Origin of the sequence: Desulfosporosinus cupriresistens (assembly GCF_001707885.1) — a bacterium.
Lineage (GTDB): Bacteria > Bacillota > Desulfitobacteriia > Desulfitobacteriales > Desulfitobacteriaceae > Desulfosporosinus.
Window position 1 is genome coordinate 83,546 of sequence record NZ_MASS01000011.1, and the last position, 17,138, is coordinate 100,683.

Genomic DNA, 17,138 nt, shown 5'->3' on the forward strand with positions numbered 1-17,138 from the left:
AATAAATGGCTTTGACCGAAGCCGAATACACAGCGTTCCGAGTGGAAAAACAAAGGAGTTGATTGGAATTGTTGACGTTACTGGCAACCTTAAAAGTAAAACCTGGCAAAGAGGCCGAAGTGACCGAAATTTGTAGTCATTTGGCCAAAGAAGTTCTTGCTAAGGAAAAAGACTGTTTGATGTACATACCCCATGTGGTAAAGAATGACCCAACTGAAATAATCTTCTTTGAAAAGTACAAGGATAAAGAGGCCTTCAGAGCCCATGGGAGTTCGACTTATTTTCAGGCAGCAGCCCAAAAGTTTGAAGACCTACTAGAGGGTAAGATCCAGGTTAAATTTCTTGAAGAAGTTTAATAGGTTGCAACGAGATGCCAAACATAAAAGTAATAAGTAAGAGGAGGCCTTCGCGTGTTGATGCGAAAGCCTCCATTACTTTACGATCTCAAATAATTTTCGAGATAAAGCAAATCGATGAATTATTTACTTCCTTCAGCGAATTATTGGAGAAGAGTAAAGTGGAGGAACCAACTTTAATCGAACTTACCGCAATAGGTTCAATCCTGCATTCCTTTTATAATGGAATTGAGAACATATTTAAAACAATCGGGAAAAATATTGATGGCAAAATCCCTAGTGGTAACCATTGGCATAAGCAAATTCAGTAATGAAAACGTAAGCAGCCATCTTTCTGGATAATGGACTATTTCACCTTCTCAGTTCTACGAAGCACTAAGGGAAACCCATCTCCTGATTTCTAACTTAGAAGGTCCTTTCGAGCTGCTCAGTGATAAACAAGGTGCTTCGCCTTTAACGCGGAGCACCTTGTTTTCGTTCAGATGGCCTTCGAGTCGCAATTATTCTGTACAATGCCTGTGAACAATCCAAAAGCAGTAATAATATCAAAGGTAGTTAGTTGAACACCTATCTATCACGCCGTATTACATGGTGCCCATTGCGTATAAACAGCAAATACCGAGTACTGTTCTCGCAATCACAGAGGAATCAAAATTAAATGATTACACAAATTACATAGATAGATATTTAGGTTCATAAAAAATATACCTATAGACTATCGCGCTATTACGTGTTACTATATACTAGTAGTAAGTAATACCGAATACAAGTCATACAGAATAGCAAGGGGGATTACGTTGGAGAACACTACGGAAATGCTCAAAGGGGTGCTTGAAGGCTGCATTCTTGAAATCATTAGCCATGAGGAAATCTACGGTTACGAGATCACGCGGCGGCTGAACGCCCTCGGATTTTCGGACGTTGTAGATGGGACAGTTTATACCATCTTGGTGCGGCTTGAGAAAAACAAGTTGGTGGAAATTACGAAAAAGCCATCCGATATGGGACCACCACGAAAGTTTTTCGCGCTCAACGACGTGGGGCGCAAGGAACTACAGAAGTTCTGGGAAAGATGGGAGTTCGTATCCTCAAAAATCAACAAGTTAAAGGAGAAAATATAATGAATTATTGGGAAAAAATCACAGGCAGCGACATGACTAAAGAATTGAAAACTTTTGAATCGCGAGCCAAAAAGCTGCCGGCTGATTATCAAGCGGCATGGGAAAAAATTAATGCCAATCTTTGGTCGTACTCAGATTTCACCGGTCGCAACCTCATGCCAATTCTTGACGGTGTGCTTGGCCTGCTCGAAGAAACGGCGGCGGACGGTCAGAGTGTCCAAGAGGTTTTGGGTGACGATATCAAAGGCTTCTGTTCAGCGCTGGCCGGCGAAGAAGGGGCAAAGTCTTATCGCGACAAGTGGCGCGAGCAACTCAACAATAATATCGCCAAAAAATTAGGTAAATAGGAGGATAAAATGAGCATACAAGATATCATCGAAGGCAAAAAAAAGTGGCGAGCGCACGTGGCGCGTGTCAAAGCGCTCCCGCAAGATTATCAGATTGTGTATCAAGAAATTCAAAAATATCTCTTTAAGGTCGGCCCTGCCACGCTAACCGACGAGACGAGTTTACTTTCGGGGATTATCGATCTTTTTCAAGAGGGCGCGGCCTTGGGGAAAGGCGTGCTCGAAGTGACGGGCAGTGACGTAGCGGCTTTCTGCGACGATCTTATCAAAGATTCAAAAACTTACGCTGAAATCTATCAAGAATCTGTTGAGCAAGAAGTTAACAAGGCCATGAAAAAGGTTACGGATAAACCAAAGTAAACGGGGGATAGCGGGATGGAAAAAGCAATTGAAGTGAAAGGCCTGCGAAATTGATTTTTATTTCGTGGTCATAAATCAAAAGATCACTGCACTGCGTTGCGGATAGGCTGGTGAATGAGATTGAATATGATTGGAGAAAATTTTATTCAGGTAGATCAGGACAAATGTGTTCGGTGTCGCCACGGAAAAAGGATTGATATAAGACTTCGGTATGCAAAGAGCTATTTTTGGAACAGGTATTATACAAATGATGGAGAGGTAAAAAAATGATAATAAACAATTTACTCATCAAATTAAAGGAACAGAACAATGAGATTATTGAGGAAACAAGAACTGCTCTCTTGGGCATGAAAGGAAAAATTGAGGTTCTTCGTGATTTGCAGGTAGAAGTAGATATTCGCCATGGTGAATCGTCCTATGACATTCTGTTGATTACTAAGTTTGCTTCGATGGAAGATATGGACGCTTATTTGGTTCATCCTGTTCATGTTGAGGTGTCAAAATATATTTTAAAGGTAATGGAGACTGGTGCGGCTGTATGTTATAAATTATAAAACACCCACCCAGGCGCTCATCCTCCTTGGGCATCGCACCATTGCCTCCTCCGGAACCTAGGTTGATAACTCTCGTAAGCTCTTCAGAGGTTATTTCTAAAGTACCACTCGTTTTACTTTTCTCCACCATTAAGATCAGTAAAGATTACCTGAGCTACCTTCCTGCGATTGTCGCTAACTGGGATTAAACCCCAGAAGTCTGATCAAAAATATCCCCAGCCCAAGCCAACAATGGAAGGCACCTGTGAGTATTTGGATTCGAGAGATGTATCAAGAACGCCTGGAAAAGGCACGACGTAAAAAGGAGCGGAAAGAGATTTCGGCGGAGTGATATTCATGTATTGTAATCGTCTGCAGTATTGGCAAGAAAATACCGATGAACTTGGGCTCGCTTGGGTAGACTTTTTATTGAATGACACCAGTCCTAACAAGGAAAGATTATGAGCATAACTTTTGTTTGCAATACCCTGCAATGTAACCATTGTAGGATATTGCGATTTGACTTCTAACAAGGAGGACTTGTAATTATGACTATTTACACAGCACTGTAGCGAGGAATAAACGTAGGCGGAAAAAATATTATCAAAATGGTGGAGTTGAAACAGGTATTTGAAGGGATTGGACTTTGTGAGGTAAAAACATATATTCAAAGCGGTAACGTATTATTTAAATCAAATGAGGCGGAGGAAATTTTACGAGAAAAAATTGAGCAAGCAATTGAAGCGAGTTTTAGATTACCCGTTACAGTTGTATTGAGAACCGCTGCTGAATTGGAACAGATTATTGGGAATTGCCCATTCTCGATGGAAGAAGTAGCTGAAGCGGAGTCATCTTCGGATGCAGAGTGTCAATATGTAGCACTGTTAACCCATGCTCCTTCGCAAGAAAAGATTGAAAACTTGAACGCTTACCAAAACGAAAGTGAGCATTATCAAATAATAGGACGAGAGGTATTTCTTTTATTCCATCATAGTATTCGGAATTCGAAGCTTGTCACCGGCACCAGTCTCGCTCACTTGATTTAAGACCATAATTCAAAAGAGGAAAGAAGCGAAATTAATCAGAAGATTCATTTACTAGGGGGATTATTAGCAATGGCCGGGAATTGATTTAAGCACTTGTAGAGTAGATGGCTTAGGTGTTACCGTCGATGATCTAGATGGATGTATTGTTTCCCCTGAACAAGTAATATCATTTTCAAAACTATTAGGACTTATAATTAAGAGCTAATTCTTGGAAGAAAACCTTGGTACTATTTCTTTCTGATGCTGATAAAAAAGAAATAGCCCTAATAAAAATGCTACTGCAAAAAAGATGATAAAGAAATAGAAACCAAAGTCGATGGAACGAATCAAATCTTCGTTTACCTGCAAATTTGCAAAATCAGCCATCCCAACAATTGATTTCGTTACAATAGCTGGTGGAACACTGATCTCAATCACTAATATTGCAAGTGTTTGACTTAAGGCTCGACCTAAATTATAAAGCGTGTAGAACATCCCTGAGGCTGACCCCGCTTGTTCTTGCGGTACAGAAGATAATACAGTTTTGGCTATAGATGGCCACGCAATCCCATTGGATACTGACATAACCACTAAAGGAATAACAACAAACAGCTTATTCAACTGTGACCCAAGGTGTCCCAGTGCAAACATCCCGAGTATTAAAAATATAAGACCTGTTACCATCATACGTGTCGCGCCGAAATGGTCAGCAAGTTTTCCCCCAAGAGGCCCCATAATGAGCTGTGGCACAGATAAAGAAATCATTAATAAACTCGCATCCATAATTTTTAAATGCAATGCACCCTGAAGATAAATACATAGTAGCAGTGTTATTGAAAAGTATGCAATACAATAACACAATGTAATGCCCAAACCTATAGAATATTTAAGGTACAGAAACAGTCTTAAATTAAAAAGCGGATATTGAATATGCAGCTCAATAGCCAGGAATGCACCCCACATAATAATGACGATTCCAAATAATATAAGAACCGGAGCAGACATCCAACCCCAGGATTGTCCCTCTGAAAGGACTATCATTAAAGCGGTCAATCCGAGTCCAAAAGTGAATATCCCTAAAAAATCCGTTTTTGTTTTTTTAAAATCTCGTTATCTTTTAAAACGATAGCAGCACCGATAATTCCAAACAAGGCAAACGGTACGGTTACAAAAAAAATGGAACGCCAGCCGAAGCTGCTAATTAATACTCCCCCGGCCACAGGTCCGATCAATGCACCGATTACCCAAGAGGTAGCATTGATACCCAGTGCCAATCCAAGCTGTTCTTCCGGAAAAGTTTTTATAATAATAGGAGTGGCAGTTGCCAATGCCAATGCAGCACCTGATCCCTGAATCACCCTGTACAAAATCAAGACAATCTCAGACGAGGCAATTCCGCAAAGAACGGTACCAATTGTAAAGATAGAAAAACCCAATATAAATACTCTTTTCGTCCCGATAATGTCAGCCCATCTCCCAGCAGGTAACAACAGTACCGTACTTGCTATGATGTATGAAGTAATAGATAATAAGCCAACTTCTATCGACATATTCAGTCCTTGCATCAACTTTGGAAGTCCTATAATTACAATGGTAGAGTCAACGTTCGTTATAAAGGAAACAAGCGTAACTACAAGCAGGATAATCCATTTGTTTGAATGTGATTTTGTCATACTAATCTCTCCTCCGCAGAAATGAAAAAGTTAGAACTGATGCTAAGAACATCTTGCACCAAATTTCTCATTACTCTTCAATTCTTTCTTTAAGATGAGATAAGTATATTTGAATTTATATATCTCGTAAAACGATTATAAATGATATTGACATTCACTAAAAATGATACATATAATCTACATAGCGGGAATCATGTCTGATGATATTGAATATATATTTCATCACCAAATTTGATAATAAGGAGTATACCAAATGGAGAGTGGTGATTTACGAGTATTTCGGGCGGTTGCTCAAGAAGGAAGCATCACGAAAGCAGCGCATAAACTAGGGTATGTACAGTCGAATGTTACGGCAAGAATTCAGCAGTTGGAGGCAGAATTAGGAACGCCTTTATTTTATAGACAGCATGGAATGATACTCACTCCGGCCGGTGAAAGGCTTCTTCCCTATACCATAAAAATTTTGCATATGCTTAACGAAGCACAAAAGGAAATGACCGATTCTGGGACGCCAACAGGACGTTTATCTATCGGTACAAGCTATTATGTTTCTTCTCTAAAGCTTCCTGAAATTCTTTCCCAATATCATAAAGAGTATCCTAATGTCGATTTATCCCTTATTACTTCCAATGTCGATGAACTGATCAATAAAATTCTTCATTTTCAGCTGGATGGTGCATTTGTTAAGACGATATCCTTTAATAATGATAATATCACTAAGGAACTTGTATATGAGGAAAACCTTGTCCTAATTGCTAATTCTGCTAACAATGATTTAAAGACAATTTGTTCCAAGCCTTTTCTAATGAATACCGTCGGCTGTCCAAACAGAACAAAACTGGAGGAGTGGCTCCAATCCGAGGGAATATGTAATATTCGTTATATGGAATTCAATAATCTTGATTCCATTATTGATGGTGTGATAGCGGATTTGGGAGCTTCCTTTGTTCCTCAATCCTCCATCAAAAAGTTTGAAGAAAACGGTTTACTTAAGTCGTTCCAAGTTCCTACACGGTATAGTACTGCAAAAATCTTCTTTATTCGGCATAAAGAAATAGTAATGTCCAGTGCGCTTACAAAGTTTATTGATAAAGTAAAAGAAATGACCGCTCATGTTGCGGATAATACTTAGAATAAGAGGAATGATTCAATCTTTATCTTGACGATGAATCTTCAAACACTCAAGCCGCAGCCTACTAACCACATAAACAGCTGCCCTCTCATTGTTGTTATCAATGGAGGGCAGCTGTTTACTTATATGAAGAAAAACGTACTTATAAGAGGATGGTTACCCCCAAGTATTTGCATGTAAAAGAAGTGTTCCCAACGGGTGGAGGGAAGTCAATTACTTTTCAGGTGCCGGCCTTGATGGGTGGGATCAACTCCATGGGTTTGACGGTGGTAATTTCTCCTTTGCAATCTTTAATGAAAGACCAGGTCGATAATCTGGAAAAAGTGGGTATTACAGAAGCCGTTACCATTAATGGTCTGCTTGATCCAATAGAAAGAGCCAAGTCCTTGGAACGAGTTGAAGATGGTGAAAAAGAAATAACCGCCCCTGCCAAGGATCGCGGTTATTTCTTATAACCAGTAATTCGGGCTAACCGTTTGGTTAGACAATCTGCCGGGCTGGCGTGCTTGCAACACGTCAGTCCTTTTCTTATATTATACCCAGAGACTGTAAAATATGCAACCGGCTCACATATGGATTTTATCAGGGAACCCTATTATCTAGGCCTTGTCAGATATCATAACCCACTTCTCGTACAATAAATTAAGCCGGCTTTCAATAGTCTCTCGTTCATGCTGAAACAAAGCAAGTCTTGATGAGTCAAAAGAAATTGCAGGGTCAGACATTTGAGCCTCAATATGGAGAATTTGTTGTTCCAGTGCTGTTATTTCCTTTTCTAGTTGAGTGGCTGATTTATACGGATTAGTTGCCTTGGCAACAGACGCTTTAACTTGCTGTCCCCGTTTATTAGCAAGGCTTGCCGGACTGTCTGTTTTACCTGCGATCTTAATAATTTGTTTGTTCTTTCTTTCCAGATAGTCATTATAATTCCCCAAGTACGCAGTAATCTCGCCTTGGTCAAGCACCCAAACCTTGTGAGCCAAACGATTGATATTGAAAGCACTGTTCCAATACTTCATAGACGCTCATTTTGTCGTCATATTCAGGGGCCTGAGCTAAGAAACCAATCCTGGTATTTTTGCGTATGGCGATTTGCCCTTGTTCAGTGGTTGAAGGGATCCTATGATTAATTTTGAAATTGTGGACTTTCCTGTTCCGTTACGGCCTATTAGACCGACTAGTTCTCCTTGCTTGATTTCAAAGGAGACGTCGGTAAGCACTTCATTGGCACCAAAAGATAGTTTGATGTGTTTAAAATCAATAATTATGTTCATTAAGCACGTTTAGTATAACAGAAATACCCATTTGATTGGAATCTCAAAAACTCAAATTGTCCTTGACATGGGGTACACAACAAAGTGTACGGGGCAATATAAGCCAGGTCGTTTTTCAGAACGGTCTGGCATTATTAAGTGATCGTCGGGTCTATCCCTACAAACTAATTCTTTTATTGATGTTCACAATCATGTTTTACTAATTTTAAATAACCCCAAGTTGCCAAAGGAAACCAAAGAACAAATGGTATAATTGAGTCTATTATTCCATGCGAAAGTTTTAAAACGCCAAGTTTCGTAATCATTTGGCAGAACATCATGCTATAAAATACGCCAGAAACCACATATAGATAGATATAAGATCTCTTGTTGGGCAAGAAGTAAAAATATAATATAAAGAAGATAGCCCAACTAATAGGTGCCAGAAAATGAATGCCTATTAGTCCGTAAGGCTCATAATTAATATATCTAAATGATCCAGTAATATTTGCTATACTAACGAGTACAACATCAAATATTGCTCCAAAAATAATTCCGTAAATTAATAATTTGCGTATATTAGCTTTAGGTACTGCTGAAACGAGAATTACAGCAAAAATCAACGTGTAAATGAAAGGAATATATTTTATTGCCACATTTTACATCTCCCACAATTTAATAATTCTAGTATTCCTTTCTAATCACTATTATATTTATGCTGAAAGGCCTCATTTCAACTAACCACATTCAGCGACGGGAAGTGAGCAATAACATTTTAGATAACAAAATGTTATTGCTCACTCCGTTGATAAATATGGTACTTACGTACAGGTCTTAGAGCAGCTTTCACCAAATACATAAATGAACTGGAAGATAGTGCAAAAAGCTTGCGGAATGAATTACAAGTGGTATCAGCCGAACTCCTTCGCAGTTTGCCCCAGGAAGTCGCAGAGGGATACCAGTCAGTTGGGAGCAGCGAAAGAAACCTTGTTGCACGGGCAGATATGAAGATCAGATGGCTTGAAAATACTGCGCTAAATCGTTTGGCTGATCCAGTGAAGCTTGCCGCCAGAAACATATAGGTTTGATTGTTATCTCTCCCAAATTTAACTGTGTCATGGTTTTATCTCCTTTATGTTTTATTTCCATTTACACGTTTGAGGTTGTCCCAGAATCGACAGCGCTGTCGATTCTGGGACAACCTTTATACGAATTGTCACACGCCGGAGCTATGACATCAATCGAACATAATAAATCATTAGTTTCATTATTCTCGAAGCTTTTCTTCAGTAAATGCTCCTTAATTAAGTGAAATTCATAAAAATAAAAAGCTAATGGTGTTTATTTAAACACATTAGCTTAATTTAGCCATATTCACAGTATTCACCTCTTTAGGTAGTATGCTTATTCAACTTAAATACTCTTTCTCTATTTAACATATATTTTACATCTTTAGTCTTCAATGGACACTGTTGCCTATAATCTATAAATACAATTCCATAAATAGCAACCATTACAATAATACTCAAAATTCCTGATAGCATTTGAAATCCCCCCTTAATTTAATTGATTTGTTCCTTAGGTATAGGATAACACAATACCTAGGCATATGTCATATATAAATTATATATTTGTCAAATAGTTTTTTGTTATGGCCAATTTTATCTCTGTGTAAATTTTAAAATAATCTTTATTCGCAAAGTATATAAATTGTAATAATAATTAAAGTAAATTGCTTTTGGTGTGATTGTTTTTAGTATAATTACATATATAAATATATCTAAATTCAAAAAGGGATATTAGTACTATTTTTCATAATCAGCTTATCTAATATAGCTGCAATAAAAAAAGATAATAGCTATTCTGTAGCGTAAGGCCATAGCACAAAACAAAGGAGAGAGACCGTGGTTATTTAGCCGTTATCAGCCAAGCGGGGCATAAAAGGGTAACCTGCAAAGACTTTCTCAGAGATTGGCAATAAATCATGGTTTAAGTTCATCATAAAAAGCATTTGTGAAAAATTGAGGGCAGAAAAATTGTCATTGGCTGATCAGCCGCCGAAAAGTATCAGTTGAAGGTAGGGGACAGTCTGGACCTGGAATTTGGACAAGATTTGTTCTGAATTTCAATGAAATTGATAAGATGTGTTTAGCTGATGTTGGAGGAAAAGGAGCTAACTTGTTTAACTACAACGAAAAATGAACTCCCCACCGCAACCTCCCTATTGTCAACCATTCATTAAATATTGGTTGACAATAGGGAGGGAAAATCTATATTATTAAGTTATATCGAAGGAACTATTTTAGGATAAGAATGCCGTTTTATTAATTTGATGAGTGGAGTCTTATTCATAGTTATTTAAGAAATCGGGTGAAGTTTTTGGAGCTATATAGTTTGAAAATGAGAGCAAGCGAAAGCAATGCTGGAATTGAAAGACATATTTCAGGCGCAGAGAAAATAGTAAGTGAAGGCAAGATTGGGACATATTTGGAAGCTTTATTAAATAGAGCCTTGCATCATTCCAAAGGTAAGGCGGATTTTATTAATCTTAAAATTGAAAAGGTAAACAAAGACGATATTTTATACTTGGATTCATTGCCGGTTAGCACAGTTACTGTCGATAATTGTCGAGAAGGGCTCCAAAAGGTAGTAGCTCTTCTTGAACAGATGAACATTGCCAATGCCAAGGAAATTATTAAAAAATTAAACGAAACCAATAATATACGTGGTGCTATATTATTGGATGTAGACACTTTAGAAAGATTAGACTCTAACCAAGTGAGGGGAATTCGTGTTACCTATATGGATACCGATCATTCTTTCATGCCCAAAAACATAGAAGTAAAGAACCATTATAATGAAGCAATCGTATTAGCTACGAAAGTAGCCTATGCTCCCAATATTATTGGTGAAATCTGTATTTCTGATGATCCGGATTATGTAACAGGTTATGTGGCATCTAAAGAAACAGGATATGTACGAATTACGAAGCTTAAGGAAAGGGGAAGTCAGGAGGGAGGCAGGATCTTCCTCTATAGGGGGGAACCTTCCACAGTCCAAGGTTGCATTGATTATCTGGAAAAGCAAAAAGTCTTAGTTAAAAATGTGCGTTCCATTACGAATAATCAATGTACGAATAATAAATGGGATTTTATCGAAAATACTTTGGAAAATTTAAAAGACGACAACTTGTACCGAAGTATGAATGAACTTTACTCAGCGCAAAGTTCTCATGTCAAATTTCGAGGCCAAGACATGCTTATGCTGGCTTCAAATAGTTATTTGGATATGTCGAATGATCCGCAGGTAAAAACTTATACCTTAAAAATTATGGAGGAATATGGTGTAGGCTCAGGTGGATCGCGCCTAACAACTGGCACAACAACGATCCATAATCAATTGGAAACGTTATTAGCAAGATTTAAAGGAACAGAGGCGGCTTTAGTTTACAATACTGGATATATGGCCAATGTGGGAGTTATTTCGTCCCTTTGTTCCAAGGATGACCTGATCTTCAGCGATGAGTTGAATCATGCCAGCATCATTGATGGGTGCCGACTTAGCAAGGCCAGAATTGTAGTATATCGTCATAATGATATGAACGATTTAGAAGATAAAATAAAAGCCAATCCGTGTTCAAAAGGGTTGATCGTAAGTGATGCTGTTTTTAGTATGGACGGTGATATCGTGAATTTGCCGCGCTTGTTAACAATTGCGGAGAAATACGGCCTGTTTTCGATGATTGACGAGGCTCATGCCACAGGCGTAATCGGTGCCAAAGGACTGGGGACCGTAGAATATTATCGGCTAGATAAAAAACCCGATATTATTATGGGAACTTTAAGTAAGTCAATTGGAAGCGAAGGCGGATTTGTCTGTGGAAGACAAATTTTGATTGAATATCTAAAAAACAAATCACGTAGTTTCATATTTTCGACATCCTTGTCGCCTGCTGTTATGGCCTCCTCAATAAAAGCGCTGGAACTGATCATGAATGAACCTCAAAGGGTTCAAGCCTTGCAGGAAAATGTCCAATACTTTTGTCAATGTCTAAGAGAAGCGGGAATTGAGGCAGATTCGAAAACTGCCATTATTCCGATTGTTATTGGTGACGAGAAAAAAGCCTTGGAAATCTCCAAGGAATTATTGGCACAGGGTTATTTTATTTCGGCCATTCGCTACCCTACCGTTAAGAAAGGGAGCGCCAGACTGAGAGTAACCTTGATGGCGACTCATACCAAGGAAGAACTGAAACGTACGGCCGAGACTATCGGGATTATTGTAAACAACTATCCAGGAGGTACAGATGAATAGGATTCAACACTATAAAGAGAATGTAATCAATGGAGCTTCGATAACAAAGGATGAAGCGATGCTCATTGCAGGCGCTCCTTTAGAAGAAATCTGTCCGGCTGCCAATGAAATAAGAAAACACTTTTGCGGAAACAACTTTGATATTTGCGCCATCATTAACGGGAAGGGCGGCAGATGTTCCGAAAACTGTAAATACTGTGCTCAATCAGCATTCTCCATTACTAAGATCGACGAATATTCACTTTTGGATACTGAGACCCTCGTAAAACAGGCCCAGTACAACGCTGAAAGAGGAGTACTTCGTTATTCCATAGTCACTTCCGCCAAGAAATTGAGCGAACAGGAGGTCAACCAGGCATGTGAAAGCATAAGGGCGATTAGAAATGAAACAGGGATTGCTGTTTGTGCTTCGTTTGGACTTTTGGCTGAAGAACAGTTCAAAAAATTGAAAGAGGCGGGCGTAAGCAGAGTACATAACAACTTGGAAACCTCCCGAAGAAACTTTCCAAATGTTTGTACTACCCATTCTTATGATGAAAAGATCGAGACTATAAAGGCTGCGCAAAGGGCAGGTCTTAATGTCTGCAGCGGAGGTATTATGGGGCTTGGGGAGACCATGGAAGATAGAATTGACATGGTGCTTACCATTCGAGAATTAGGTATCCGTTCGATTCCCGTGAATATGCTGAATCCTATTCCCGGGACTCCTTACGAAAATGTGAAGAAACTAACGAATGAGGATATGTGCAGAATTGTAGCGGTATTCCGTTTCTTGGTGCCGAATGCCTCCATTCGGCTTGCAGGCGGCAGAGGATTATTACCGGATAAGGGATTAAAATGTTTCCAGTCAGGTGCCAATGCGGCTATTTCAGGAGATATGCTTACCACATCCGGGATCTCTATTGAACAAGATCTGAAACTTTTAAAAGAATTGGGTTATAAGGCTGCGTTGTGGAATGAGTAAAGGAATTTTTATTACTGCAACGGGAACGGATGTCGGAAAAACGTTTGTGACAGGATTAATTGTGAAAAAACTACGTGCTGCCGGATACAAGGCAAGCTATTATAAAGCTGTCTTGAGCGGAGCAAAAGCAACAGAGAATGGTTTAATTCCGGGTGATGCCGACTACGTTAATCGGGTAGCCAATATCGGAGAAACGATGGAGAATCTTGTGTCATATGTTTATGAAAAGGCGGTTTCTCCACATCTGGCAGCTAGGCTAGAAGGCAATCCTGTGGAAATGGATGTGGTTAAGGCTGCCTACAAGAAAGCAGCCTCCCAATATGACTATATTACCGTGGAAGGCAGCGGAGGAATCTTATGCCCTATTCGTTTTGATCATATAAAGATTATGCTTGAGGATATTATTAAGGAGTTAGCTTTAAGTACTGTGCTTATTGCAGATGCAGGGTTAGGAACTATAAATGCAGCAGTTTTAACAGTTGAATATATGAGGCAGAAAGACATTCCAATCAAGGGGATTATATTCAATCATTATCATGAAGGCAACGTCATGGAAGAAGATAATATAAAAATGGTAGAAATCATGACTGGTCTGCCTGTAATAGCTTGCGTAAAAGATAATGATCCAGAACTTAGCCTGGATGCAGACAAACTTGCTGCTCTATATGACTAATATTTTAAAAGTGAACTCGCTTACGCTAAAGCTGAACATCGGGGCTTCAGATACGATAGTCTCCAGTGGAGAGTATCGCCGAAGGCGCATGCCACTGACGAATACTTTCGCGCCGTAGGATGGATTTTACCCCACCTGAAGTTTACGAAGAACCCACCCCCACATATTGAAGTGGGGTCTTGAAAACTAGATGAACCGAAAAACTTAAGAAGAAAGTAAAAAAACTTAAAGAAGAAAGAAGAAGGATAAAGGTGGATTTAGTTGAAAAGGACTTGAGATATATCTGGCACCCTTGTTCACAGATGAAAGATTATGAAGAACTTAAGCCGATTATTATCGACCATGGGAAAGGGGTCTATTTATACGATAAAGAAGGTAAGGAATATATCGATATCGTAAGTTCCTGGTGGTGTAATCTTTTAGGACATTGTAACCCAAAGATTAATAATGCCATAAAGCTGCAATTAGATAAGTTAGAGCACGTTATCTTCGCCAACTTTTCGCATGAACCGGCCATTAATCTCTGTGAACAGTTAATGGAGATTATACCCAAAGGACTTACCAAATTTAATTTTTCGGACAATGGTTCTGCAGCGGTAGAATGCGCTTTAAAAATGAGCTTTCAATATCAGTATCAGACAGGCCATGCCCAGAAAACTAAATTTATGTGTTTGACAGAAGGGTATCATGGAGAAACCATTGGAGCCTTGTCAGTTGGAAGCATGGATTTGTATGCCAGAATCTATAAGCCTATGTTAATGGACACCATTCCTGTACAAGCACCCGACTGCTATAGGTGCCCTTATGGAAAATGCAGAAGCGACTGTAAGGCCGAATGTTTTGAACATGCCGAAAAGGCCTTTGCCGAGCAGGCCGATGAAATCTGTGCCATGATCGTAGAGCCGTTGCTTCAAGGGGGTGCAGGTATGCGAATCTATCCTGCAATCTATTTGAAAAAACTTCGTAAATTATGTGATGAGTATCATGTGATTTTGATTGCTGATGAAATCGCCACAGGTTTTGGCAGAACCGGAAAAATGTTTGCCTTTGATCATGCGGAGGTAAGCCCTGACATTATGTGCGTTTCCAAAGGTCTGACAGGCGGTTATATGCCAATGGCTATAACAATAACGACCGATGAGATTTTCGATGCCTTTTACGCAGATTATAATGAAGGAAAAGCATTCATGCATAGCCATACCTATAGCGGAAATCCTCTGGGATGTACAGCGGCCTTAGCTGTTCAGGAACTATTAAGAGAAGACCACATTTTGGAGAAAGCCGTAGTAAGAGCTGAATATCTTCATAATAAATTAAACGAAGCATTATTGGAGCATCCTCATATTGGCGAAATCAGACATATCGGCTTGGTGAACGCTATGGAATTGGTAATCGATAAGAATACAAAGCAAGAATATGATTCTAAACTTCGCATAGGTTATCAGATTTACAAGAATGCTTTGGAGAAAGGTCTGATCTTAAGGCCGCTTGGAAATGTGTTATACTTTAATCCGCCCTTGATTATCAATAAAGAAGAGATAGATAAAGCTGTATCAATATGTACTGAGTCAATTAAAGAAGTAATTGGCTGAGAATCCTAACGGTAAGGCCAAGATCTGTCTCCAAATTCGAAAGGTGTCAACTGGTGAGCGGTGTAAAAGCCACTAATGAACAGTTTAATTTTGCATTGGATTTCTCTGCAGATAAAGAAAATGTTTTAAAGGAATTCATAGCGAGTGAAAATTTAACTTTAGTCGACGATAAATTTATGGGACACAAAACAAAGAAAGGTGCATTTGGGGTTGTAGCAGAGGTTATCATATAAGTGTCATTACTTCCAGCTTCAGAAAGGGGGGGACGGATACGTTGTTTCCGCATAAAACAACGTATCTGTCCCCCCCTTTTCCCATTCGGCATGACTATGAGGTGAAATGCAGAATAGTGCTTTTAGTAATGAAGTGCTCTGACGAGGCTATCACCGGCTCGCTCACTTGATTTAAGACCATAATTAAAAGAAAGAGGAAAGAAGTGAAATTACAAGAACTGTTTTTAAATATATGTTGACTATATCGTGGATTGCAGGCAAGATTATGGGTAGTTGGTAAAATGAGGTGAAATAATGAAAAAACGGGCATGGCGTATCATCGGTGGTAGCCCGCTCACAGTTGGCGAGAGGAATATTAAGGGACGAATCAAGAATGTGCTGAATTTCAAAAGGCCCGCAGCATGGGTATTGATCATTTCGGTATTGGCAGTCATCCTCTCGTCTGTATGCCTGTTGACGAATCCTGCGCTGAAGCCGGAGTTTCTTGGTGCGACTGCTGTACCTTCCATGGAGAAGGATCAGATTAATGAAGGCACGAGGGTTGGGGAGAATATCAAAAAAGGCACACCCCGGGAAGTGGTCTTAAAAATCATGGGTGAACCTGATTTTACGTTATCGGGGCTTTATGGTGACGGTTATGTGCTCGAAGACGGGTCTACAGAAGTATTTTATTATGGTGCCAACGAGTTGGTGTATGAGATTAAGCGATCAGATGCACCGTGGAAACTTTTAGGCAATGCTGATGTTAATAGGGACGGCCTGAAGGAATCTATTTATCTTGATCAATCACAACGAGACAATGGGTCCGTCACGCTTCGCATTTGTGATAGTAGCGGCAATGATATATGGAGCGAGGAGGCCGGCACTTCGCATGCGGGCTGGACTTCACTTTTCCTCTGCGAACAGGGCGGAGAAGATTATCTTTTGCGATATCTCCCAGGCATGTGGCAGGGTTATTGTACCTATACCTATACCCTTTTCACTCTGGAGGGCGGCGTCGAGCATGTCGTCCGCAGTAACACAATCGGGTTTGACGTAAACGGTGTTAATAAACTGGACGCGCCCAAGATGATCGCTTTTGCGGAGGAAGTGAATGCGTTGCTCGGCAAGAGTACGCTTCTCCTGAGCAGCGAAGGCGGAGAATATTCCTTTGGTCCGTCGTCAGCTGACCGGTTCTTTGAGAGATATTCATGGCTGGATGCTACGCCGGAGCTTTATGCAGACGGTGACGACCTTAAGACACGCCTGGTCAAATACAGCGAGTATGCAGTTTCAAATCATAGATGAAAGAATAGAAGAATAATATATGACCTAAATCAGCCGTCGGCTGAAGGAGGCCAAGGACCTGACAAATAAAGTGTCCCTAGAGGAAGAAATTCCTTTAGGGACACTTGGTCAATAGTCTTGGAATATCTCAGATAAATTGGACCTGTGTCTAGTTTAGAGTTACCTTAATAGCTCAAATATCTTAAAGGCTGAGGAATGCAAATTGTCCGAAATTATAAATGACTAGACTAGGCTCATCATATTTTAAAAACAGTGGAACTTTTTAACCCCATTAT

21 protein-coding genes are annotated in these 17,138 nt (G+C 39.6%); 16 read left to right on the forward strand and 5 right to left on the reverse strand.

Going from position 1 to position 17,138, the window contains the following annotated elements; all coding sequences use genetic code 11:
* The first annotated feature begins 68 nt into the window (after positions 1 to 68).
* The 7 genes from DSBG_RS06595 to DSBG_RS06625 all read left to right on the forward strand — a co-directional run bounded on the left by DSBG_RS06595 (position 69) and on the right by DSBG_RS06625 (position 3,763).
* Positions 69 to 356 carry a putative quinol monooxygenase gene (locus DSBG_RS06595; protein WP_068963386.1) on the forward strand — a complete coding sequence of 96 codons (288 nt, stop codon included), beginning with the start codon at positions 69 to 71 and terminating at the stop codon, positions 354 to 356.
* 14 nt (positions 357 to 370) lie between these two features.
* Positions 371 to 667, forward strand: coding sequence for a ribonuclease toxin HepT-like protein (locus DSBG_RS06600; RefSeq protein ID WP_068963387.1), 297 nt, complete (start codon positions 371 to 373; stop codon positions 665 to 667).
* 486 nt (positions 668 to 1,153) lie between these two features.
* Positions 1,154 to 1,477, forward strand: coding sequence for a PadR family transcriptional regulator (locus DSBG_RS06605; protein ID WP_068963388.1), 324 nt, complete (start codon positions 1,154 to 1,156; stop codon positions 1,475 to 1,477).
* On the forward strand, positions 1,477 to 1,824 hold the full coding sequence (locus DSBG_RS06610) for a DUF1048 domain-containing protein (protein ID WP_068963389.1): 348 nt from the start codon (positions 1,477 to 1,479) through the stop codon (positions 1,822 to 1,824). The genes DSBG_RS06605 and DSBG_RS06610 overlap by 1 nt, the downstream gene beginning before the upstream one ends.
* A 9-nt stretch (positions 1,825 to 1,833) precedes the next feature.
* Complete coding sequence (locus tag DSBG_RS06615; RefSeq protein ID WP_068963390.1) at positions 1,834 to 2,184, forward strand: DUF1048 domain-containing protein; 351 nt, start codon at positions 1,834 to 1,836, stop codon at positions 2,182 to 2,184.
* Positions 2,185 to 2,450: 266 nt separating this feature from the next.
* Complete coding sequence (locus tag DSBG_RS06620) at positions 2,451 to 2,738, forward strand: Dabb family protein (protein WP_068963391.1); 288 nt, start codon at positions 2,451 to 2,453, stop codon at positions 2,736 to 2,738.
* Positions 2,739 to 3,295: 557 nt separating this feature from the next.
* Positions 3,296 to 3,763 (forward strand): DUF1697 domain-containing protein, encoded by a 468-nt coding sequence (locus DSBG_RS06625; protein ID WP_491005712.1) that lies wholly within the window; start codon positions 3,296 to 3,298, stop codon positions 3,761 to 3,763.
* Between the two features lie 201 nt (positions 3,764 to 3,964).
* On the opposite strand, the gene DSBG_RS23620 is transcribed toward DSBG_RS06625, so the two are convergent.
* A complete protein-coding gene (locus DSBG_RS23620) occupies positions 3,965 to 4,795 on the reverse strand; it encodes an MFS transporter (RefSeq protein ID WP_242877444.1) in 831 nt (276 codons plus the stop codon).
* 23 nt (positions 4,796 to 4,818) lie between these two features.
* The gene (locus DSBG_RS23625) at positions 4,819 to 5,415 is read right to left on the reverse strand and encodes an MFS transporter (RefSeq protein WP_242877446.1); all 597 of its coding nucleotides are present in this window, start codon (positions 5,413 to 5,415) and stop codon (positions 4,819 to 4,821) included.
* A gap of 253 nt (positions 5,416 to 5,668) precedes the next feature.
* Between DSBG_RS23625 and DSBG_RS06635 the strand changes: the two genes are divergently transcribed.
* Both DSBG_RS06635 and DSBG_RS06640 read left to right on the forward strand, forming a co-directional pair.
* Positions 5,669 to 6,547, forward strand: a complete 879-nt coding sequence (locus DSBG_RS06635; protein WP_068963392.1) for a LysR family transcriptional regulator — start codon at positions 5,669 to 5,671, stop codon at positions 6,545 to 6,547.
* 152 nt (positions 6,548 to 6,699) lie between these two features.
* Positions 6,700 to 7,002: a DEAD/DEAH box helicase gene (locus DSBG_RS06640; protein WP_068963393.1), complete on the forward strand. Its 303-nt coding sequence runs from the start codon at positions 6,700 to 6,702 to the stop codon at positions 7,000 to 7,002.
* A 144-nt stretch (positions 7,003 to 7,146) separates the two neighbouring features.
* On the opposite strand, the gene DSBG_RS22950 is transcribed toward DSBG_RS06640, so the two are convergent.
* From DSBG_RS22950 to DSBG_RS06650, 3 genes are all read right to left on the reverse strand, one after another.
* Complete coding sequence (locus DSBG_RS22950; protein ID WP_068963394.1) at positions 7,147 to 7,566, reverse strand: ABC transporter C-terminal domain-containing protein; 420 nt, start codon at positions 7,564 to 7,566, stop codon at positions 7,147 to 7,149.
* Between the two features lie 36 nt (positions 7,567 to 7,602).
* Complete coding sequence (locus DSBG_RS22955) at positions 7,603 to 7,821, reverse strand: ATP-binding cassette domain-containing protein (RefSeq protein ID WP_176716201.1); 219 nt, start codon at positions 7,819 to 7,821, stop codon at positions 7,603 to 7,605.
* A 173-nt stretch (positions 7,822 to 7,994) separates the two neighbouring features.
* On the reverse strand, positions 7,995 to 8,456 hold the full coding sequence (locus DSBG_RS06650; RefSeq protein WP_068963395.1) for a hypothetical protein: 462 nt from the start codon (positions 8,454 to 8,456) through the stop codon (positions 7,995 to 7,997).
* A 231-nt stretch (positions 8,457 to 8,687) separates the two neighbouring features.
* On the opposite strand from DSBG_RS06650, the gene DSBG_RS06655 reads away from it, so the two are divergent.
* From DSBG_RS06655 to DSBG_RS06685, 7 genes are all read left to right on the forward strand, one after another.
* Entirely contained in the window at positions 8,688 to 8,882 is a 195-nt protein-coding gene (locus DSBG_RS06655) for a hypothetical protein (RefSeq protein WP_068963396.1), read from the forward strand.
* 1,312 nt (positions 8,883 to 10,194) lie between these two features.
* Complete coding sequence (gene bioF / locus DSBG_RS06660) at positions 10,195 to 12,114, forward strand: 8-amino-7-oxononanoate synthase (RefSeq protein WP_282434198.1); 1,920 nt, start codon at positions 10,195 to 10,197, stop codon at positions 12,112 to 12,114.
* A complete protein-coding gene (bioB, locus tag DSBG_RS06665; protein WP_068963397.1) occupies positions 12,107 to 13,078 on the forward strand; it encodes a biotin synthase BioB in 972 nt (323 codons plus the stop codon). Before bioF ends, bioB begins: the two co-directional genes overlap by 8 nt.
* The gene (bioD, locus tag DSBG_RS06670) at positions 13,071 to 13,751 is read left to right on the forward strand and encodes a dethiobiotin synthase (protein ID WP_068963398.1); all 681 of its coding nucleotides are present in this window, start codon (positions 13,071 to 13,073) and stop codon (positions 13,749 to 13,751) included. The genes bioB and bioD overlap by 8 nt, the downstream gene beginning before the upstream one ends.
* A 251-nt stretch (positions 13,752 to 14,002) precedes the next feature.
* Positions 14,003 to 15,343, forward strand: a complete 1,341-nt coding sequence (gene bioA, locus DSBG_RS06675) for an adenosylmethionine--8-amino-7-oxononanoate transaminase (RefSeq protein WP_068963399.1) — start codon at positions 14,003 to 14,005, stop codon at positions 15,341 to 15,343.
* Positions 15,344 to 15,396: 53 nt separating this feature from the next.
* Positions 15,397 to 15,576, forward strand: coding sequence for a hypothetical protein (locus DSBG_RS06680; RefSeq protein WP_068963400.1), 180 nt, complete (start codon positions 15,397 to 15,399; stop codon positions 15,574 to 15,576).
* A gap of 294 nt (positions 15,577 to 15,870) precedes the next feature.
* Positions 15,871 to 16,863, forward strand: coding sequence for a hypothetical protein (locus DSBG_RS06685; protein ID WP_068963401.1), 993 nt, complete (start codon positions 15,871 to 15,873; stop codon positions 16,861 to 16,863).
* Positions 16,864 to 17,138: the final 275 nt, after the last annotated feature.